Raw genomic sequence first — 22,049 nt, forward strand, 5'->3', positions numbered from 1 at the left:
TAGACCATTTATAATAGTAAGGGAATAGAGTAAAGGAGAGAATAAAATGAAAACAACTGTATTGATAAATGCAACAATTTATACTGGTAAAGAAGAAATTGAATCTGGGTTCATCCGCTATGGTAGAACGATTTTAGCCATTGGTGCAATGAAAGACTTTGAAGAAAAAGAAGAAGAAACTATCCTCGACGTCTCAGGCAAAATAATCGTTCCTGGTTTCATTGATGTGCACAGTCATGGTGGCTACAGTTGGGATAGTATGGATGGCAATGCAGAAGACATCAATCAAATGGTTCATAAAATGCAAAAAGAAGGGATTACCTCTTATTTTGCAACAACGATGACACAATCTTATGAAAACATTGAAAAGGCAATGGTAGCGATTAAGAAAGCTGCTGAAGTAAACCCTGTTATTCAAGGGATTCATCTTGAAGGACCTTTTGTATCGGTCGTCTTTAAAGGCGCTCAACCAGAAGAGTACATTGAAATTCCAGACGCAGAAATGATGCGCAAATGGAATGACTTGAGTGGTGGCAGAATACGTTTAGTTACGTATGCACCTGAAACAAGTGATGCAACGGCCTTTGAAAAATATTGTGTCGATAATAATATTGTTTTATCTGTTGGTCACAGCAATGCGACTCGTGCACAATTGATGGATTCCAAAGCTTCACATATTACTCATTTATATAATGCTCAAAGAGGCTTACATCACCGTGAACCAGGTGTTACAGGTCATGCCTTTTTAGAAAAATTGTACTCAGAAATGATAGTTGATGGGTATCACATTGCACCAGATATGGTTAATATTGCTTACCAAATCCTTGGAGCAGATCATATTGAATTGATTACAGACTCAATGCGTGCTAAAGGTATGCCTGATGGCGAAAGCGAACTAGGTGGTCAAAAAGTTCTGGTTAAAGATAAACAAGCTAGACTAGTAGATGGTACATTAGCTGGAAGCGTCTTAGAATTCCAAGATGCCTTTAAAAATATGATGGCCTTTACGAATTGCGGTATCGCAGATGCTGTCAAAATGAGTTCTGTTAACCAAGCGAAAGAATTTGGCTTAACAAAAAAAGGCACACTTGAAGTAGGAAAAGATGCAGATATGGTTCTTTTCAATCAAGCATTGGATCTTGAAGAAACAATTAGTTTTGGCGAAATGATCAAATAAACTTATAAAAGGATGGTCAAATACATGCAAACAATTATTGTGAAAGATAACGTTGAAGGCGGCAAGAAAGCATTTGAATTAATTAAAGAAGGCATGCAACAAGAGGCTAAAGTTTTAGGGTTAGCAACAGGAAGCACACCAATAGCTTTATACAACGAAATGACGGAAAGCGACTTAGATTTTACAGATATGACAGCGATTAACTTAGATGAGTATTATGGCTTATCTGCAGACAACGATCAAAGCTACCATTATTTTATGCATGAGCAGCTTTTTGCAAAAAAACCGTTTAAAGAGACATTTGTTCCAGATGGTTTAGCAGATGAAAAAACAGAACCAGCTCGCTATGACAAGATTATTGATGAGCACCCAATTGATATTCAAATTTTAGGAATTGGAACAAATGGTCACATTGGGTTTAACGAACCAGGTACACCATTTGATTCAACAACAACTAAAGTTTCTTTAACGGAATCAACTATTGAATCAAATAAACGTAATTTTGAAACAGCAGAAGAAGTACCTCGTTTTGCTTACTCAATGGGAATCAAAAGTATTTTATCTGCTAAAAAAATTATTTTATTAGCCTTTGGTGAAGAGAAAGCAGAAGCGATTAAAAATACACTTAATGGCCCGATGACAACAGATGTCCCAGCGAGTGCATTGCAACAACACCCTAATGTAGTCGTTATTTTGGATGAAGCAGCAGCTAAATTACTTTAATAATAGGAGGAAGATAATGGGGAAGGAAACACCAATCTACATTCAAATTCATAATCAATTGCGTAAAGATATTGAAGAAGGCGTCTGGAAAATTGGCGAACGGATTCCTTCTGAAAGAGATCTTGCTCTTAAATTTAACGTCAGTCGTATGACGTTAAGACAGGCTGTTCAGACATTAGTAGATGAAGGTATTTTAGAACGGAAAGTAGGTTCTGGGACCTATGTATCTAGTAAAAAAGTCCAAGAATTGATGGTTGGAGTTGCTAGTTTCACAGATATTATGTTGTCACAAGGTAAAATACCAACGAGTAAAACCATTTCTTATCATGTAAAACCGGCTAGTTTAAGTGAAGCTGAAAAATTAAACTTACCTGAAGAAACATTAGTTTTACGGATGGAACGTATTCGTTACGCTGATGATGTTCCTATTTGTTTTGAAGTGGCAACTATTCCATACGACATTATCGGTCATTTAACTAAAATAGAGATTACTCGTTCACTGTATAAAGCCTTAGAAAATGAAATGGGGCTACATGTAGGAAAAGCAGAACAAACCATTTCAGCTATGCCTGCATCAGAAAAAATTGCTGATTATTTAGCAATCAAACGTGGCGATGCTATTCTAAGATTAAAACAAATTAGTTACTCAACAGAAGGTAAGCCGTTTGAATATGTTAGAACACAATATTCTGGCGAACGGTTTGAATTTTATCTTGAAAAAAATCAGTAATGCCATAAAGAAACCGTTAAAAAGCCAGTCAACATCACTGTTGACTGGCTTTTTATGGTGAATAGAACAACGATTAGCGAAGATTATCTGAACTAGAATCGAAATCAGTTGAATCCATTTGAGTCTCTTGTTCTAAACCTAAATGTGTTTGAAGTTCTAGCTGCAACTCAGCAAGTTTACTGTCATCCGTTTGCCAAACAAAAACATCTTGGCCATAAGAAGGAAAATATTCATAAGCTTCTTGACCTTCTAGTTGTAAGGTTTCAACATGATCAGCAGCGTTAGCATAATTGGTTGCAATAGCCCATAAGTCACGGCTACTAAAGTTTGTTTCAATATTCGGTCCAACGGCTTTAAAAATAGTACTAAAGTTGGTTAGACTTTTAAGTGAGATTGTTTCATCTATAATTTCATTAACGACTTCGCGTTGGCGCTTTTGTCTGCCCCAATCGCCTTCTGGATCTTCATACCTCATTCGTGCATAGCCTAGAGCTTGGTCGCCATCTAGTTCCTGGATACCTTTATCAATATGAATGTTTCCTTCAACATCATTGATATCTTGAACATCAAACTCTAAAGGAGAGTTAACAGTAATGCCTTCTAAAGCATCTACTAGAACAACAAGACCTTGCATATTGATTTGAGCATAGTAGTGAATTGGGATTTGTAAAAGATTTTCAACTGTTTCAACGGTCAGTGGAATACCACCATACGCATAACTAGCATTAATCTTATCAACCTTTCCACTCGGTAAAGTAACACGCGTATCACGAGGGATAGAAAGCAAACGGACATCATTAGTTTCTGGATTAATTGTAGCAACCATGATAGAATCAGAACGACCTACATCCCCTGGTCGTTTATCGACACCAAGAAGTAAGACGGAAAAAGGATCTTTATTTTTCAGTACAATTTTTTCATCAACATTCAAAGTAGTTTCAGGTAGTTCAGTTCCTTGAATAGTGTTTAAGAAACTATTCGCTGAAAAGAAAAGATACGCTACATAGACAGAGCCTGCTAAGATGAGCGTAACCAGCAAGATTAAAATAGTTTTTTTTCGTTTTTTCGTTTTCATTTGTTCGTTTAAATGATTTGATAGCATAAACAATCTCCTATATCTGTAAGGTTTTCTATTAGTGTAGTGGATTACTTGTGATAATGCAATTGTATTATCATGTTTAACTTTGTATAATTAAATTTAAATAGGAATTAGAGGTAGGTTTTTTGTATGTATGATATGTTTATTGTTATTCTTACTTGTATAGCAACGGTCATGTTTTCTTTGGCACTGACTCCTTTAGTCAGAAAATTTGCCTTGAAAATCAGAGCGGTTGATGCACCTGGTGAAAGAAGAATAAATTTGAAAGAAGTTCCAACTTTAGGTGGATTAGCCATTTATCTTTCTTTCTTTTTTTCTCTTTTCTTTCTCTTACCTATTCCTTTTTGGCAAGTCATGCCTATTTTTTTAGGAGCGACAGTTGTATTAGTGACAGGCATTATTGATGATTTGATAGAATTGACCCCGAAAATGAAAATGGTTGGCATTACTTTAGCAGCCCTAGTTATTTATTTTGTAGCAGATATTAGATTAGATATCATTACATTTCCCTTTATTGGTACGTGGACCATCGGTATTTTTAGTTTGCCCTTTACTGTAATCTGGATTTTAGCAATCACAAATGCAGTGAATTTAATTGATGGATTAGATGGATTAGCAACTGGCGTATCGATGATTGCTTTAACAACAATGGGGATTATTGGCTATTTCTTCTTAACGGTTGAAAATGCGGTCGTATCAATTATGATTTTTGTTTTAGTTGCCGCTTTAGCAGGATTTTTGCCTTATAATTTTTTTCCAGCTCGAATTTTTTTAGGGGACACGGGTGCATTGTTTTTAGGATTTATGATTGCGGTTATGTCCCTACAAGGTCTTAAGAATGCAACGTTGATCACATTGATTATTCCAGTTGTTATTTTAGGTATCCCAATTACAGATACTGTTTACGCCATGATTAGGCGTTATCTAAATAAAAAACCTATTTCAAGTGCGGATAAAATGCATTTGCATCACCAACTGATGGCTTTAGGTCTGACTCATCGTCAAACAGTTCTAGCTATTTATTGTTTGGCAGCAATCTTTTCAGTTATTGCGTTAATGTACCCCGTTTCTACTTTATGGGGATCGGTTTTCTTAACAATTGGTTCACTTTTTGGTTTAGAATTATTTGTTGAATCGATAGGATTAGTTGGCAAAGATAGCAAACCTTTTTTAAATTGGTTGAGAAAATTTGCAAAGAATCTAAATAAAAAAGAATAAAAAACACCAAGTTCTCTTTTTTAAAAGAGCATTTGGTGTTTTTTTATTAGTTGCTGTAATAAGTAGACAGACCATTTGTTTGGAACATAAAGTCTGGTTCATCTCGCTCATCAGTGGCATCTAAACCTAGTGAAACTCTCAAGCGATGGCTAATAAATTCTAAACTATCTGGATAAACTTCAACCATACTAGCCCCATTCAACTCGAAATCAGTCCAATCAAAAACGTAACTTTCAAATTCATATTTCCCGTCGAGTCCTGTTTGAGCAATACCTAGCATATCTTTGAAGCGGATATCTGTGCGCATATTTTTACCAACAGCTGTAATGGCATCAGAATATTTCGTGATTGACCCAACTTTTAGAGCCTTTTTAGTGATGGCTTGGATGAGCAATTGTTGTCTTTCTCCACGCTTAACATCATTGTCAATTTTTCTTGTTCTAGCTAACGCTAAAGCTTCTTCACCATTAAGAGTTTGTAAGCCTTTTTCAAGATAAATTTGATCCATTACTCCTTCAGCATTCTGTTCAGAAAATGTAATAGGAACATCTACTTCTATTCCATCTAATGCATCAATAATTTCTAGAAAAGCATCAAAGTTAAAGGTTGCATAATAATGGATAGGAACATTTAGCAGATTTTCTACAGATTCAATCGTAGCTTGTTCTTCTCCCAGTGAGTACGCAGAATTAATTTTATCTTTTTCATATAGTTGCTCTTCGTAGATAATAGACGTATAAGTATCACGAGGGATGCTAACCATATTAACAATGTGTTTATTTGGATTAATGGTCAGATAAATCAAAGAATCTGCTCGAGCACTGCCTAAATCTCGGCTTTTATTGTCGTCAATCCCCATTAGTAAGATAGACGTTGTTTCTTTTAAAGGATTAACTTCAATTTTATTTTCTCGTTCAAGAGTATGGTAGGACAAATCAACGGCATTTTGAGCGGTTGCATATAATCTAGCAAAGTAAATGGCCGCAACTAAAATAAGCACCATCAAGGGCAATAGAAATAAGAGTATTATTTTAGACCGATTTTTTTTATGAAGACGATTGGTAGGTAAAGATGATTTTTTTTGGTTTTTCAAAATGATTCTCCTATAACTTCTAAAGTGATTTGTCGAAAAGTTCATTGTTATTTTATCACAATAACGAGCAGAGTAACAGTTACTTTAAAAATAGATGATTTTCTTAAGTTTTAGTTCCTTTTATCCTTCTTGATTCTTGGTAACTTTTCTCACCTTCCTCGAAGTGAACTTGTCCGTTTAGCCAATTCGTTAATTCTTTTTTAAAGGTTTCAACTTTTTCTTCATCAACAGAGCAAATAAAGGCAACCTGTTCTGTATATAAAATAGTTAAGAGCGTGTATGGAGATTCTTTGAGATTATTTTCTAACTTTCCAGAAGCTGGATAATTGACGGTTACAGTGACTTGAACTTGCAAAGCTCTCGAAACGACACCAATTTCATCTAAAGCTGTGCTAACAGATTTTCCATACGCACGAATCAATCCGCCAGCTCCTAATTTTATTCCACCAAAATAACGAGTGACGACTGCAACGACATACTTGAGGTCTTGTTTTTTTAGGACCTCAAGCATTGGGACACCGGCTGTTCCACCAGGTTCGCCGTCGTCGTAAGCACGTTGAATCTCATTTTGATCGCCGATTAAATAGGCAACACAGTTATGATTCGCTTTCCAGTGTTCTTTTTTGATTAATTGTATGTATTCTTGTGCTTGTGCTTCATCCGTTACTCTTTTCAGGTGACAGATAAAACGAGATTTTTTTATTTCTGTTTCAACTATTCCATCTCTTGCAATTGTATAGTAGTGTTTGAGCATCATCGTTTCTCCTTTTATTGGTTAGTGAAGTTTTTAATAAGAGTAGTAAATCACTTATTCTCTTAGTTTACCTTGAGTTATCAGAATCGACAAGAATGAGCCTTTTTGTATCGTTCAGCATAGTACGACTAATCGTTATGGAAACTAGCTATTGTGAACATTCTCTTAAATTTCAAGATTTTTTAATTAGGTCTCTGAGATTGTGTTATACTCTATCCTTGTATAGAAGACAGACTAATGAAAAAGGCGTGTGGTATAAAATTGAAAATTGCAATCGTTACAGACAGTACGTCGTACCTGACTGAAAAACAATATGAACAAAATTCAATCTATAAGTTGCCACTTTCAGTTATTATAGATAACACGGCTTACTTAGAAGAGATTGAAATTGGAAATGAAGAATTTTTTGAGAAAATAGCAGGCATGGAGACTTTACCAACTAGTTCTCAGCCAACTACTGGACAAATTATTACGTTATTTAATGAACTCTCAAAAGAATATGATGCCATTATAAGCATTCACTTATCGAGCGGCATTAGTGGTACATATGCTAATGTAGTGAGTGTAGCCAACATGATGGAAACCATAACTGTTTATCCATTTGATTCTGAACTAAGCTGTGCTGCACAGGGGTATTATGTTTTAGAGGCTGCTCGTCTAGCTAAGAATGGCTATACAGTTGAAGAAATCTTTCAAGTTTTATCCAATATGCGTAAAACGATGAAAGCTTATTTCTTAGTGGATGATTTGAATCACTTAGTTCGCGGTGGTCGACTGTCTAATGGTTCAGCTATGATTGGCTCATTGTTAAAGATTAAACCAATTTTATATTTCGAAAACAAACAAATTGTTGTGTTTGAAAAAATTAGAACAACAAAAAAAGCATTGAAGCGTATTGAACAGCTTTTGACAGAGGATTTAGTAAAAGGCTACCCAATTGTTGCCACCATTATTCAGTGCAATGCAAAAGAACAAGCTGCAAACTGGGAAAAAGAATTGAGGCAAGAGTACCCTACGGTGAGATTTGAAACCAGTTATTTTGGTCCGGTTATTGGAACACACTTAGGCGAGGGAGCACTAGGGATGACTTGGGTAGAAGATCAAACAAAAATAGAAACAGTTTTAACCAAGCAATAAAGCAGATAAATGGCTTTATTGTTTTTTTGCGTACATTTAGTGTGCAGATAAAAAAAGGCGGGAGCGAAGTCAGTATGCTAGAGATAAGTGGACGGGAAGTTTTGATAGAGGAGTTAACAGTTCCTTTAGGAAAAGATCCAGCTATTACTCAAGTTGAAGGATTTAAAAAAGTAAAGGGGCAACTTCACTGTACCCGCTGTGGAACAAGTGATCGTAAAAAAAGACAGGTTGCTCCTTGTACTTGTGGAAAAGACTGTTATTACTGCGTTACTTGTTTGCAGATGGGCAAAATTAAACGCTGCAGTATCTTATACACAGCTAAAGAGCAAAATCTTTTTGCTTCTCTAAAGGAACCCGTATTAACTTGGGAAGGCGAATTATCAAAACAACAAAAAGAAGCATCACTGGCTATTGTAGAAACAATAAAAATAGGTGGAGAACGGTTCATTTGGGCTGTTGCAGGTGCTGGGAAAACGGAGATGATTTTTAAAGGGATAGAGCTAGCTTTACAAGATAAGAAAAGAGTTTGCATTGCTTCCCCACGTGTTGATGTGTGTCTAGAATTAGCCCCGCGCTTAAAAAAAGCTTTTCAACACGTTCCACTAGCTGTTTTATATGGGGGCTCTGATGAAGCGTATTGTTACACACAATTGGTTATTGCAACGACTCATCAGTTACTAAGATTTAATCAAGCTTTCGATGTCTTGATTATTGATGAAGTAGATGCTTTTCCATTTAATGTAGATCAAGCGTTGCAATATGCTGCTAAAAAAGCTAAAAAACAACAAGGTGCACTCATTTTTTTATCCGCTACACCTAGTAAAAAGATGCAGCGAGCAATTCAACAAAAAAAGTTAACGGCGACGATGCTCCCTGCACGTTATCATGGTTACCGATTACCTGAACCTCAATTAATCTGGTGTGGAGATTGGCAAAAGAAAATCAGACAGCAGAAAAAAATCAGTGTTTTTTTTAGCTACCTAAAAAAGAGTCTGGATAATAAAAGAAGAACGCTTATTTTTTTACCTAATATTTCCCTGATGCAACAGGTAGCTAGGCAACTAGAACACTGTTTTCCCGATTCAGTCTTCACGACCGTCTATGCACAAGACCCCAAAAGAAAAGAGAAAATTATAGATATGCGTCAAGAAAAATATGATTTTCTTTTAACTACAACTATTCTAGAAAGAGGCGTTACTTTTAAAGACATTGACGTCATGGTTTTAGGAGCAGAAGATCGAACGTTTACGGAATCTGCTTTAGTCCAAATTGCTGGGAGAGCAGGACGACACAGAGATTTTCCCAATGGGGAAGTTTTATTTTTTTATTATGGAAAAACAAGAGCACTAAAGAGAGCTGTCCAGCAAATTAAAAGGATGAATCGTTTAGCAATGGAGAGGGGACTCGTTGAAAGATGTTAACGTGCTTATGTTGTGGCAAACAAGAAACGGAAAAGGTGCTTTTGAAAGATATTGTGTATTTTAACAAGCTCGTATCAGCTAATCGCTGTCAAACGTGTCAGTCAAGACTGGAACCATTAGCAAATGAGGCGACTTGTCTTGGTTGTTGTCGAATAAAACAAGACGAAAATGACTGGTGTCTGGATTGTATTAAGTGGAAAAAAGCATATCCAGATTATCCCTTTAGCCATACAGCTCTTTTTCAATACAATTCTTTTTTAAAAGAATGGCTAGAAAACTTCAAATATAAAGGCGATTATCGACTAGCAAAGTTATTTGATCAAGAACTGACTGATTACTTTAATGCAAAGAATCAAAAAAATAAAAAATGTATTCCGATTCCTATTAGTCAAGCGAGTATGGAACTACGTGGATTTAATCAAGTAGAAGAGTTGCTAACATCTGCTGGTATTGCGTTTTATCCGGCGTTAGTCCATACAGGAACAGGAAAAAAACAATCTAGTAAAAATCGAAAAGAACGAATGGAGTCAGATCAGCCTTTTAAGTTAGACGAAAACTATTGCCAGCAATTAAAAAATAAACAAGTTATTTTAATAGATGATGTTTACACAACTGGGCGTACGTTATTTCACGCAGCTGAATTATTGCGTCAAGTAGACGTGTCAACAACTGAAACGTTCTCAATTGCTAGATAAAAGGGAAATATAATTAATTTTGTTTGTTAATTAAAGCGCTATCCTATATAATTGAATTAAGCAAACCACCAGTTGAGTGGTCCGACTGGTGTTGCCGATTCTGATACACAATCAGATGAAAGGGGAGAGTGTTTATGTTTAAATATAATGTCCGTGGTGAAAATATTGAGGTAACAGCAGCAATTCGTAGTTATGTCGAGAAAAAAGTAGGCAAAATTGAACGTTACTTTACAGATGTGCCTGAATCTACAGCACATGTTAACCTAAAAACGTATTCAGATAAAACTGCGAAAGTGGAGGTAACAATCCCGCTTCCTTATCTTGTCTTACGTGCGGAAGAAACCTCACCTGATTTATATGGAAGTGTAGATCTAGTCGTTGATAAACTAGAAAGACAAATGCGTAAATACAAAACCAAGATTAACCGTAAGTCACGTGAAAAAGGTTTTGAAATGCGAGTCCCAGCTGGAGAGTTGTTAGACGAGAATCTAGAAGATGAGCTTGAAAATAATATTGATATTGTTAGAACAAAGCGTTTGTCACTGAAACCAATGGATAGTGAAGAAGCTGTTTTACAGATGAATATGTTAGGTCACAACTTCTTTATTTTCGAAGATGCTGAAACCAATGGAACCAGCATTGTTTATACTCGTAAAGATGGAAAATATGGTTTAATCGAAACAGATTAAAATTAGAATGAATAAAAGTTTTTTTACTAAATCTTGCAAGAGACTTCTTAAGTTTCTTGCAAGATTTATTTTTACTTAAATTAAAAAGAGGACCATTACATACTAAAAGTTTGCTAGAAAGTAAATTTCATTTTATTTATAAGATATATCCTAATGATAGGGGCGTTCTCAATATAAAAAGGTTTCATTTGTGAATAAGTAATGATAGAATTAATGAGGATGTTAACAAAAGCTAATAGAAGAATTTAAACTGCTATTATTTAGAATAGAAAAAATAAGACTAAAAAATAAAGGTAGAAAAATAAATGAGAAAATCGTACTAAAAAGAGGAGAAAAGTAAATGGCAAATTTTTTGCGTAGTTTAATTGAGAACGATAAAAAAGAACTTAAGAGCTTAGGTAAAGTAGCAGACCAGATTGAAATTTTTGCAGATCAAATGGCGGCCTTATCTGATGAAGAATTAAAAGCAAAAACACCAGAATTTCAACTAAGTTATCAAAATGGGAAAACATTAGATGATTTATTGCCAGAGGCTTTTGCAGTTGTAAGAGAAGCAGCAAAACGTGTTCTTGGATTATATCCTTATCGCGTTCAATTAATGGGTGGCGTAACATTGCACCGTGGCAATATCCCTGAAATGAAAACCGGTGAAGGTAAAACATTAACCGCTACAATGCCGGTTTATTTAAATGCGCTAACCGGTGAAGGTGTCCATGTTGTAACGGTCAATGAATACTTGGCTAGTCGAGATGCTGTCGAGATGGGTGAATTGTATCAATGGTTAGGATTAACGGTTGGATTAAATTTAAACTCAAAAACAGCTGAAGAAAAACGTGAAGCTTACTTAGCGGACGTTATGTACAGTACCAATAACGAAATGGGATTTGATTATTTAAGAGACAACATGGTTGTTTATAAAGAACAGATGGTACAAAGACCATTACATTATGCTATCGTCGATGAAGTTGACTCGATTTTAATCGATGAAGCTAGAACACCTCTGATTATTTCTGGGCAAGCTGAAAAGTCAACGACTCTTTATACGCGTACGGACTTTTTCGTTAAGGGATTAAAAGAAGAAGAAGACTACACTATCGATGTTCAGTCAAAAACCGTTGTGCTTACTGAAGTAGGAATGGAAAAAGCTGAAAAAACATTCCGTGTAGAAAACTTATATGATGTAGAAAACCAAGCTTTAACTCATCATCTGGACCAAGCGTTACGTGCAAATTATATCATGTTATTCGATATTGATTACGTTATCCAAGACGATAAAGTCATGATTGTTGACCAATTTACTGGCCGTATTATGGATGGTCGTCGTTATTCAGATGGCTTACATCAAGCGATTGAAGCTAAAGAAGGCGTTACAATTCAAAATGAATCAAAAACTATGGCAAATATTACATTCCAAAACTTCTTTAGAATGTACAAGAAATTAGCAGGTATGACCGGAACAGCTAAGACAGAAGAAGAAGAGTTTCGTGAAATCTACAACATTAGTGTTGTCGCAATTCCAACGAACAAACCATTAGTTCGTGATGACCGTCCAGACTTGTTGTATCCTACTTTGATTAGTAAATTTGAAGCAGTCGTTGAAGAGATTAAAGAGCGCCACGCTACTGGGCAACCTATTTTAGTCGGAACAGTAGCTGTTGAAACGTCAGAATTGTTATCTGGTTTATTAAAACAAGCAAAAATTAAACACGAAGTTTTGAATGCTAAAAACCACTTTAAAGAAGCAGAAATCATCACAAATGCTGGACAAAAAGGCTCGATTACGATTGCAACCAACATGGCCGGTCGTGGAACAGATATCAAATTAGGTGCTGGTGTTATTGAAGCTGGTGGACTTTGCGTTATTGGTACGGAGCGTCACGAATCCAGACGTATTGATAACCAGTTACGTGGACGTGCAGGACGTCAAGGAGATCCAGGTGTAACACAATTTTACCTTTCTTTAGAAGATGACTTGATGAGACGATTCGGTTCAGAAAGAATTCAAGCTGTTCTTGAGCGTTTGAAAGTCCAAGATGAAGATGCTGTTATCCAAAGTAAAATGATTTCACGTCAAGTTGAGTCCGCTCAAAAACGTGTTGAAGGAAATAACTACGATACACGTAAAAATGTTTTACAGTATGATGACGTCATGCGTGAGCAACGCGAAATCATGTACAAACAACGTCTAGAAGTGATCATGGAACAAGAATCATTGAAAAAAGTTACAATTCCAATGATGGCACGTGCCATTAACCGCATGGTCCAATTGCATACACAAGGACTTAAACAAGAGTGGAGTCTCCAAAGTATTTTAGATTTTGCTCATTCAGCAGTCGTTCATCCAGATGATTTGAGTTTAGCTGATTTAGAAAATAAAACGGCAGTCGAAATTCAAGAAATCTTATTAGATGCTGCAAAAAAAATCTATACTGAAAAAGAGCAACAATTAAATGGAACAGAACAAGTATTAGAATTTGAAAAAGTAGTTATCTTACGAGTAGTAGACAGCAAGTGGACAGATCACATTGATACAATGGATCAATTACGCCAAGGTATCGGTTTAGTAGCCTATGGTCAATCAAATCCGTTAGTTGAATACCAAACAGAAGGATTTAGATTGTTTGAAGAAATGATTGCAGCTATTGACTACGATGTAACTAGACTATTGATGAAATCTCAAATTCGTCAAAACTTACAAAGAGAACAAGTAGCTAAAGGTACAACAGCTCGTTCAGCAGGAGATGGTGAAGTGGTTAAAGAAGCAAAGAAAAAACCAGTTTCTGCTGATGGAACAAAAGTAGGGCGCAATGATCCATGTCCATGTGGTAGTGGTAAAAAATATAAAAATTGTCATGGACAAGTTTAAACTAAAAGTTAAAAAAGAAAAACACGATTTGATTAGCAAATCGTGTTTTTCTCACTAAATGATGTTGATAAGGGGAAATAAAAATGGAAATAAGTGATATTAGAAATAAAGTTGAAGCAGCGAAAGAAAAGATTGCCGGTTTCAGGAGGTCTCTTTGACTTAGAGAGCATGGAACAAAACATTGCTGAATATGACCATCAAATGACAAATCCTACCTTTTGGGACGATGCACAAAAAGCGCAAGCATTGATTAATGAAGCAAATACGCTAAAAGAAGTCTATACAAGCTTTAAACAATTAGAAGATAAACAAGAAGAACTAGAACTGATGCTTGATATGGTTAAAGAAGAAGATGATCCGGATTTAGAAGAAGAGTTAGAAAATGAAAGTAAAACGTTCTTTCAAACACTTGAACAGTATGAACTAGATATGCTATTGAGTGGCCCTTATGACAAAAATAATGCCATTATCGAGCTACATCCAGGAGCTGGTGGAACGGAATCACAAGATTGGGGCAGTATGCTCTTGCGTATGTACACACGTTGGGCTGATAAAAAAGGATTTAAAGTTGAAACTCTTGACTATCAAGCTGGTGACGAAGCTGGAATAAAAAGTGTGACGTTGTTAATTAAAGGTCATAATGCTTACGGTTATTTAAAAGCTGAAAAAGGCGTTCATCGTCTGGTTCGTATTTCACCATTTGATTCAGCTGGGCGTCGTCATACTTCGTTTGTTTCTATTGATGTTATTCCAGAAATAGAAGGAGACATTAATATTGAAATCAACTCAGATGATTTGAGAGTAGATACTTATCGAGCAAGTGGAGCCGGTGGACAACATATCAATAAAACAGATTCTGCTATTCGAATTACGCATATTCCAACAGGGATTGTTGTTGCTAGTCAAGCACAACGTTCACAAATGAAAAATAGAGATCAAGCAATGGGCATGTTAAAAGCTAAACTTCATCAATTAGATATTGAAAAGAAAGAACAAGAAATGGCCGAGATAAGAGGAGAGCAAAAAGAAATAGGCTGGGGCTCTCAGATTAGGTCGTATGTCTTCCACCCGTACACCATGGTCAAAGATCATCGCACAAATTATGAATCAGGTAATGTTACAAACGTGATGGATGGAGACATCGATTTATTTATTCAGGCTTATTTAAGAAGTACTTTAACACCAGATAATTAATTTAATTGAATTCTGTCAAACTTCTGTCAAACTTTTATGGTTGACAGAAGTTTTTTTATACAATTAGAAATAAACTTAGAATTAAAAATCCAAAAAAACGCTCTTTATCATGAGGATTAGTGATAGTAATCCCTATTTTATAGAGAATAAATAAGCACAGTGGTGAATGGATGGAAAAGATGCATTTCATCTCTAAATAATACAGTTCGTTACAGCAATGTGACGGAATGAAATATATTTGTAAACAAACTACAACAGACATTATTTTTATGGATGCTATAATGAGGAAGGATTAAATGACAGAAAGTTTTTCATATATCCCTTATACAAACTAGTTCCTTATCCAAAACAACTCATAACAACAGACAAAAATGACAACTAAGAAAATTTTAAAAAAGTTAGGTGATATGATGATTGAAATGATAAATGTCTATAAGAAATATCCGAACGGCATTACAGCAGTTAATGGATTAAACGTTCGTATTGAGCAAGGTGAATTTGCTTATGTCGTAGGCCCAAGTGGAGCTGGTAAATCGACGTTTATCAAAATGATGTACCGAGAAGAAAGAGCAACAAAGGGTACAATCAAAGTTGGAGAATTTGATTTAGTAAATATGAAAGATAAAGAAATCCCTTATTTAAGAAGACATGTCGGTGTAGTTTTCCAAGATTTTAAATTACTGCCAAGATTGACTGTATACGAAAATATTGCTTATGCGATGGAAGTAGTAGAAAAAAATCCTAAAGTAATCAAAAAACGGGTTTTAGAAGTTTTGGACTTAGTTGGATTGAAACATAAAATAAGAATGTTTCCAAATGAACTATCTGGTGGAGAACAACAACGAATAGCAATCGCTAGAGCCATTGCAAATATGCCTCGTGTGTTGATTGCCGATGAACCAACAGGAAACTTAGACCCTGACACCTCAATGGAAATTATGGCTATCCTAGAACAAATTAATACACAAGGAACAACCGTTATTATGGCAACGCATAATAGCCAAATCGTAAATGTCGTTAAACACCGTGTACTTGCGGTTGAGAATGGACGCATTGTCCGCGATCAATTGGAAGGAGACTACGGATATGAAGGTTAGAACGTTAAAAAGACACTTAATTGAAAGTTTAAAAAGTTTAAAAAGAAACGGTTGGATGTCACTTGCAGCTATCAGTGCAGTAGCGGTAACCTTATTACTAGTTGGCTCTTTTGTCGCTATGTTAATGAATGTAAGTAAATTAGCGACAGACATTGAAAATGACGTAAGTGTTCGGGTTTACATTGATCTAGCTGCTGATGAGAAGGAACAAAAGAAACTAGAAACAGAGCTAAAGACATTGAAAAATGTCGACATAGTTGAGTTCTCTAGTAGAGAAAGTGAATTAAAACAAGTTGTTGGAAGTTACGGAAATGAATTTAATCTTTTCCAAGGCGACGATAATCCACTATATGATGTATTTATTGTGAATACAGATTCACCCGAAAGTACTGCAGCGGTTGCTAAAAAAGCTGAAGCATTAGAGAATGTGGCGAAAGTGAATTATGGCGGTGCAACAGCAGATAACTTATTTAAAACGATGAGTACGGTTAGAAATGTAGGAGTTATTATTATCGGTGCATTAGTCTTAACAGCGGTATTTTTAATATCTAATACGATTCGAATCACAATTATGTCTCGTAAAACAGAGATTGAAATCATGAAGTTGGTTGGAGCAACAAACTGGTTCATTAGATGGCCATTCTTAATAGAAGGAGCACTGATTGGCTTTATAGGTTCATTCATCCCGGTTGCTTTTATTAGTTTCCTTTATGTAACCATCTATGATATTGGAACAACTTATCTATCAGGAACGTATTTCGCATTATTAACACCCTCTCCATTCTTATTCCAAATTGGTAGCGCAATGTTAGCAATAGGCATAGTAATCGGAGCGATAGGGTCATCTATTTCAATTAGAAGATTTTTAAAAGTATAAAAAAATAGCATTTAGGGAAAACGGAGGACAGAAAATTGAATAAGAAACTATTAACTCTTTTTTTAACAGCAACAATTGGTGCAACAACTTGTCTAGCGCCTTTATCAGCAAGCGCAGAGATTGGCAACAATCTGAATACGGTAAATGAAAAGATCCAAAAACTTGAGACTAAAAAGAATTCTATCGAAAATGAGTTGTCAGAAATTACAGGAAACATTGCTAAAAATGAAGCAAACGCTGTTTCATTAATGGCTGAAATGACTGCAACTCAAAAAACATTAAAAGAGTTAAAGCAACAAATTGAGGAACTAAATACTGCTATTGCTGCACGTAAAGAAAAACTAGCTGAACAAGCTCGTGTTGTTCAAGTAAATGGTCAGACTCAAAATTATGCTGATTTCTTATTAGAATCTGAATCTTTTTCAGATGTTTTAGGACGGGTAGATGTTGTTTCTAAAATAGTTTCTGCTAACCAAAGCTTAGTTAAACAACAAGCAGAAGACAAAGCATTAGTTGCAGAAAAACAAGCTGAAAACGAAGAAACGCTAAAAAGTCAAACCATTTTAGCTGCTAAATTAGAATCTACTAAAACAGATTTAATGCAACAACAACTAGAAAAAGAAGCTGTAGTTGCAACAATTGCAGCTGAAAAATCAGTAGTTGAAAATGAAAAACAACAACTATTAGCAACAAAAACAGCTGCTGAAAAAGCAGCAAGAGAAATCGGAGAAGCTAAAAAGGCTTCAGTCATAAATACGAGTGCAGTAGCAGAAAAAGCAACAACAGCAACAACAGTAGAAACACAAAGTACACCAGCAGCATCTACTCCAGCTTCAAGCAACTCATGGGGCAGCGCTCAAGGCGCAGCATTTGGAGTTCAAGGCACACCTTATTTATATGGTGGTTCAACAACTTCAGGTTTTGATTGTTCTGGTTTCACTCAGTATGCGTTTAGTTCTGCTGGCGTTAACTTGCCTCGTACAGCAAGTGCACAATACTCTGCATCAACAAAAGTTTCTCAATCAGAAGCTAAACCTGGTGATTTAGTATTCTTTAATCAAACAGGAAGCATTGATCATGTTGCTATTTACTTAGGCAATGGTAAATTCATCGGAGCACAATCTTCTTCTGGTGTAGCCGTAGCTGAAATCAATCAGTATTACTGGGGAAAATACATTGTTGGATATGGTCGAGTAAACTAATTCTTATTTTTCTAATCAAAAACTAAACATGTCGTCCCTAAATGCGACAAAAAAACTTGAGATAAAACCACTTTAAAAGTGCTTTTATCTCAAGTTTTTTTTATTTATCAGTTTATTTCTCAATAACATTAAAAAAAGACCATTTCTATTTTACATTTGTCCTTAAAATGGGTACGCTATAAGAAAGTGAATCTTAGCTGATAAGTTTTACTGTAATAATCTTAAAGTAGTAAAACAGTTTCTTAGAAAATAATCAACTAGAAAAACAAACAGAAGTTGAGAGGATGAAAGAGTGTATGCAACTAATTATAAATTTACTACTAGCTCTACTTATTTTTTTTATTCAACCAGTATTTTTAATTGGATTAAGTGTAGCCATTGCGACAAGCTATAAAAGAATTAAAAAAGAGAGGGTAAGTTATCGAGTAGCTATTTATAAAGAACGGTATGAATTAAAAAATTACCTGTTATTCGGCTTAATGACTGGTTTAATAGGCTCGCTATTTATTGGTCTAATCGGTGTTCCTATTACAATGGATTGGATCATTATCTATGAAATAGTGGCTATTGTATTATTAATTAGCGGCTATCGATTTATCAGTCCACTATTTACCTTTCCTTTAACGACTATAGTGCTACTTGGAATAAAATTACTTAGCATTGAATCGTCTTCAACTTTTTTACCTGGAGGATGGTACCAACCTCTTGAGCAAATAAAATGGGTCAATGCTCATTTAGTGACGAATGTCCTTTTTATAACCCTCTTTTTAATGAGTGCCTCACTGATAGTGATTAAAAAACAAGCTGATAAAAAACTGACCCCATGGTGTTTACAGACTAAACGGGGTAAAAAAATAGCGCGCTATCAGATCAAGCCTTTTTGGTTTGTGCCTTTACTGATTGTTATTCCAGGTGAAAGTTTTGGTGCATTATTTGATTGGTGGCCGGTATTTGAGCTTGGGAATCAACAGTATTCCTTTTTCTTATTACCAGTTTTGATTGGGATGCGTATAACAGTCCACACACAGTTGCCTAAAGAGGCTATAAGCTTGTTAGTGAAGAATCTTTCGTTAGTAGTAGTTTTAACAAGCTTATTAGCTATTGGTTCTATTTGGACTGTTTATGCAGGACTAGTAGGGTTAATTTTATTGCCTCTAGGTGGGTTTGTTGCTCTATATCGTCACCGTTGCCGTGAAAAAAATTGGACCTTTTTATTTGGAGCTGCAAATGGTGGGGTGAAAGTGATTGCCGTTCGTCCGGGTACACCCGCTGAAAAAATGGAGATACTTGTAGGAGATACAATTGTTTTTTGTAACAATCAAAAACTAGAAACAGAAGATGATTTTTATCAAGCTTTATCAAAAAACAGTGTTTATTGTCACTTAAAAGTAAAGGGGCCAGATGGAGAGCTAAGATTAACTGAGACAGCTCTTTACGCAGACTCGCCGCATGAGATTGGTGTAGTATTACTGTAGATGAATAAAATAAAACGATATAAGTTGGACTTATTAGGCGGAGGAACGTTATGAAAAAAGTTTTAATTGTTGATGATGAACAATCAATAGTGACTCTGTTAACTTTTAATTTAGAAAAAGAGGGTTATGAGGTACAGACAGCTTTAGATGGATTAGTAGGATACAATTTAGCTTTAGCGAATGAATATGACTTTATTCTTTTAGATTTAATGATGCCTTCAATGGATGGTATGGAAGTTTGTAAAAAGTTGCGTCAAGAAAAAAAGGATACACCCATTATGATTCTAACAGCTAAAGACGATGAATTAGATAAAATCATCGGATTAGAACTAGGTGCAGACGATTATATGACAAAACCGTTTAGTCCGAGAGAAGTATTAGCGAGAATGAAAGCTATCATGCGCCGTATTCAACCAGAGATAGCTAGAGATAAAAATAAAGAAAAAGAAGAAAACAATGAAAAAATCGTAATTGGTGAGATTTGTATTTTTCCTAGTCAATATAAAGTAATCGTTCGTGAAAAAGAAATTGAGTTGACTCCAAAAGAATTTGAATTATTGCTCTACATGTCCAAACGATTAAATCGTGTTTTGAGTCGCGAACAATTATTAAATGCTATTTGGAACTTTGATTATATAGGAGAAACAAGAATTGTGGATGCTCATATTAGTCATATCAGAGAAAAAATAGAATCTGATACTAAAAAACCGGCTTATATTCGAACTGTAAGAGGGTTTGGTTATAAATTTGAGGCACCAAAACGATGAAAAAGATGCAAACGCAAGTGTTAACTATTTTTATGGTTTTATTTATTATTTTTGGTAGTTGCGTTGTTTTTTTTTCAACTCAGTTGATGCAAAGCTATGCAAATGAGAATCAACAAGAGGATTTACTGGAGCAATCTAAGCTTGTCTTAAGTACTATCAATAATCTAGCTAAAGACGAAGCAACCTTTCCTACTTTGAAAGAAGAAGCAATAAAAGTAAAAGAATACACAAGCCAACGCATCTCATTGATTGATCTAAATGGGACAGTTGTCTACGATTCTAAAATAACTAATCTCACACCATTAGAAAATCACTCTAATCGCAAAGAAATACAAGCGATTATAAAAGGTGAGTCGCAAGGGACGGATTCGCGTACGAGTAGAAGTACTAAAAAGATTCTTTACTATGTTGCACAACCGGTTTTAAGTCAATCAGGCCAGTTAATAGGTGTGCTTCGTTTAGCTAAACCTTTAGCAGAAATGAATCAATTAAATGATCAAATGATGCAGTCGATTGTAGCATTCATCTTTTTAGCTTTATTATTGACGGCGGGTATTACTTTTTTAGTCGCGAGATACATTGCTAAGCCAATTGAAGAAGTGATGAACGTAGCAAAAAAATTATCTAATAATCACTATGAAGCACGCTTTAGCGGAAATGGTTACGGTGAAATAACTAAACTTGGACAAACAATTAATGAATTAGCAGAGAGTTTAGACGATCAAATGCAAGAGATTACTCAAAATAAAGAGCGAATCAATGAGTTGATTAATCATTTGGTAATTGGTGTAATGCAACTAGATGAACACCGGAATATCCAAATAGTTAATCCAGCTATGTGCCAAATTTTTGATATGGATAGTAGTAAATTAATCGGTAAATCTTATGCTGAAGCCACAAAAAGTTATGGATTAAGCTATTTGATTGAAAAAGCCTATCGAAAAAAAGAAAGACAAAATAAAGAAATTTATTTTTATTTTCCTAGTGAGAGAATTGTTGATGCGAATATTGTTCCAATAGCAGGAAAGACTAAAGAGGATACGAATCTTATTGTCTTATTGTATGACATTACAGAGATAAGGCGCCTAGAAAAAGTCCGAACTGATTTCGTTACCAATGCTTCTCATGAGTTAAGAACTCCAATTACAGCGTTAAAAGGATTTTCAGAAACGTTGTTAGATGGAGCTATGGATGATAAAGTAATTCTGAAACAATTTTTAGAGATTATGTTAGAAGAAAGTACACGATTGAATCTTTTAGTAAATGATATATTAGAATTATCTAAACTGGAACAAAGGCAAGTCCCAATTTCTTTTGAGGAAGTAGTAGTCAAAGATGCTGTTTTGTCTACATTTAAATTGATTAACCAAAAAGCAAAACAAAAAGAAATCACGATGCATTTATTTGAAGAAGATTGTGTTAAAATCGACGGAGATAAAAACCGATTAAAACAAGTTTTAGCCAATCTGATTGATAATGCGGTTATGTATACAAAACCTGGTGGAGTCATAAATGTGACCATTAAAAAAAGTGAGAGTCAGGCTATCATTACCATTAGTGATAATGGAATGGGTATTCCAGAAGATGAAATCAATCGTGTTTTTGAACGCTTTTATCGAGTAGACAAAGGCAGAAGTCGAAATTCAGGTGGAACAGGATTAGGATTGTCTATTGTAAAATATTTAGTTGAAAACTTTAATGGAACAATTACGGTAAAGAGTAAAGTTGGCTTAGGAACAACGTTTACACTAATTTTTCCATTGCGTCACGTATAAAATAAAAAACTAAGAAAAAGTAGCTTTCATTACTTTTTCTTAGTTTTTTTATGTAGCCCT

19 protein-coding genes are annotated in these 22,049 nt (G+C 35.1%); 16 read left to right on the top strand and 3 right to left on the bottom strand.

Annotated features, from left to right (window positions below; all coding sequences use genetic code 11):
- Positions 1-46: 46 nt before the first annotated feature.
- The 3 genes from nagA to ACMHYH_RS01480 are packed head-to-tail and all read left to right on the top strand — an operon-like array spanning position 47 to position 2,630.
- On the top strand, positions 47-1,177 hold the full coding sequence (gene nagA, locus ACMHYH_RS01470; RefSeq protein WP_414839635.1) for an N-acetylglucosamine-6-phosphate deacetylase: 1,131 nt from the start codon (positions 47-49) through the stop codon (positions 1,175-1,177).
- A gap of 24 nt (positions 1,178-1,201) precedes the next feature.
- Entirely contained in the window at positions 1,202-1,900 is a 699-nt protein-coding gene (locus ACMHYH_RS01475; protein WP_414839636.1) for a glucosamine-6-phosphate deaminase, read from the top strand.
- A gap of 16 nt (positions 1,901-1,916) precedes the next feature.
- Complete coding sequence (locus ACMHYH_RS01480) at positions 1,917-2,630, top strand: GntR family transcriptional regulator (protein ID WP_414839637.1); 714 nt, start codon at positions 1,917-1,919, stop codon at positions 2,628-2,630.
- Positions 2,631-2,703: 73 nt separating this feature from the next.
- Here the strand turns inward: ACMHYH_RS01480 and ACMHYH_RS01485 are convergent, their stop codons facing one another.
- Positions 2,704-3,732, bottom strand: coding sequence for an LCP family protein (locus ACMHYH_RS01485; protein WP_414839638.1), 1,029 nt, complete (start codon positions 3,730-3,732; stop codon positions 2,704-2,706).
- 135 nt (positions 3,733-3,867) lie between these two features.
- Here ACMHYH_RS01485 and ACMHYH_RS01490 point away from each other — a divergent pair, with 135 nt between their 5' ends.
- On the top strand, positions 3,868-4,947 hold the full coding sequence (locus tag ACMHYH_RS01490; protein WP_414840321.1) for a glycosyltransferase family 4 protein: 1,080 nt from the start codon (positions 3,868-3,870) through the stop codon (positions 4,945-4,947).
- A gap of 46 nt (positions 4,948-4,993) precedes the next feature.
- On the opposite strand, the gene ACMHYH_RS01495 is transcribed toward ACMHYH_RS01490, so the two are convergent.
- Together ACMHYH_RS01495 and ACMHYH_RS01500 are read right to left on the bottom strand one after the other, a co-directional pair.
- A complete protein-coding gene (locus tag ACMHYH_RS01495; RefSeq protein ID WP_414839639.1) occupies positions 4,994-6,040 on the bottom strand; it encodes an LCP family protein in 1,047 nt (348 codons plus the stop codon).
- Positions 6,041-6,143: 103 nt separating this feature from the next.
- Positions 6,144-6,794 (bottom strand): YigZ family protein, encoded by a 651-nt coding sequence (locus tag ACMHYH_RS01500; RefSeq protein ID WP_414840322.1) that lies wholly within the window; start codon positions 6,792-6,794, stop codon positions 6,144-6,146.
- A 261-nt stretch (positions 6,795-7,055) separates the two neighbouring features.
- On the opposite strand from ACMHYH_RS01500, the gene ACMHYH_RS01505 reads away from it, so the two are divergent.
- The 12 genes from ACMHYH_RS01505 to pnpS all read left to right on the top strand — a co-directional run bounded on the left by ACMHYH_RS01505 (position 7,056) and on the right by pnpS (position 21,989).
- Complete coding sequence (locus ACMHYH_RS01505) at positions 7,056-7,931, top strand: DegV family protein (protein WP_414840323.1); 876 nt, start codon at positions 7,056-7,058, stop codon at positions 7,929-7,931.
- Between the two features lie 74 nt (positions 7,932-8,005).
- Entirely contained in the window at positions 8,006-9,352 is a 1,347-nt protein-coding gene (locus tag ACMHYH_RS01510; RefSeq protein WP_414839640.1) for a DEAD/DEAH box helicase, read from the top strand.
- The gene (locus ACMHYH_RS01515) at positions 9,346-10,047 is read left to right on the top strand and encodes a ComF family protein (RefSeq protein WP_414839641.1); all 702 of its coding nucleotides are present in this window, start codon (positions 9,346-9,348) and stop codon (positions 10,045-10,047) included. Before ACMHYH_RS01510 ends, ACMHYH_RS01515 begins: the two co-directional genes overlap by 7 nt.
- A 134-nt stretch (positions 10,048-10,181) precedes the next feature.
- Positions 10,182-10,736 (top strand): ribosome hibernation-promoting factor, HPF/YfiA family, encoded by a 555-nt coding sequence (hpf, locus tag ACMHYH_RS01520; protein WP_414839642.1) that lies wholly within the window; start codon positions 10,182-10,184, stop codon positions 10,734-10,736.
- Positions 10,737-11,076: 340 nt separating this feature from the next.
- Positions 11,077-13,602 (top strand): preprotein translocase subunit SecA, encoded by a 2,526-nt coding sequence (secA, locus tag ACMHYH_RS01525; protein WP_414839643.1) that lies wholly within the window; start codon positions 11,077-11,079, stop codon positions 13,600-13,602.
- 83 nt (positions 13,603-13,685) lie between these two features.
- A protein-coding gene (gene prfB, locus ACMHYH_RS01530; protein WP_414839644.1) for a peptide chain release factor 2 occupies positions 13,686-14,796 on the top strand; the annotation gives its coding sequence in 2 pieces (ribosomal slippage) (positions 13,686-13,745 and positions 13,747-14,796; 1,110 coding nt in all).
- Positions 14,797-15,206: 410 nt separating this feature from the next.
- Positions 15,207-15,893 carry a cell division ATP-binding protein FtsE gene (gene ftsE, locus ACMHYH_RS01535; RefSeq protein ID WP_414840325.1) on the top strand — a complete coding sequence of 229 codons (687 nt, stop codon included), beginning with the start codon at positions 15,207-15,209 and terminating at the stop codon, positions 15,891-15,893.
- Complete coding sequence (ftsX, locus tag ACMHYH_RS01540; protein WP_414839645.1) at positions 15,883-16,770, top strand: permease-like cell division protein FtsX; 888 nt, start codon at positions 15,883-15,885, stop codon at positions 16,768-16,770. Before ftsE ends, ftsX begins: the two co-directional genes overlap by 11 nt.
- 35 nt (positions 16,771-16,805) lie before the next feature.
- Entirely contained in the window at positions 16,806-17,972 is a 1,167-nt protein-coding gene (locus tag ACMHYH_RS01545) for an NlpC/P60 family protein (RefSeq protein WP_414839646.1), read from the top strand.
- A 296-nt stretch (positions 17,973-18,268) separates the two neighbouring features.
- Positions 18,269-19,447, top strand: coding sequence for a PDZ domain-containing protein (locus tag ACMHYH_RS01550; protein WP_414839647.1), 1,179 nt, complete (start codon positions 18,269-18,271; stop codon positions 19,445-19,447).
- A 50-nt stretch (positions 19,448-19,497) separates the two neighbouring features.
- Complete coding sequence (locus tag ACMHYH_RS01555) at positions 19,498-20,214, top strand: response regulator transcription factor (protein WP_414839648.1); 717 nt, start codon at positions 19,498-19,500, stop codon at positions 20,212-20,214.
- Positions 20,211-21,989, top strand: coding sequence for a two-component system histidine kinase PnpS (pnpS, locus tag ACMHYH_RS01560; RefSeq protein WP_414839649.1), 1,779 nt, complete (start codon positions 20,211-20,213; stop codon positions 21,987-21,989). Before ACMHYH_RS01555 ends, pnpS begins: the two co-directional genes overlap by 4 nt.
- Positions 21,990-22,049 lie beyond the last annotated feature (60 nt).

Source organism: Carnobacterium sp. TMP28 (assembly GCF_047553015.1).
GTDB lineage: Bacteria > Bacillota > Bacilli > Lactobacillales > Carnobacteriaceae > Carnobacterium_A.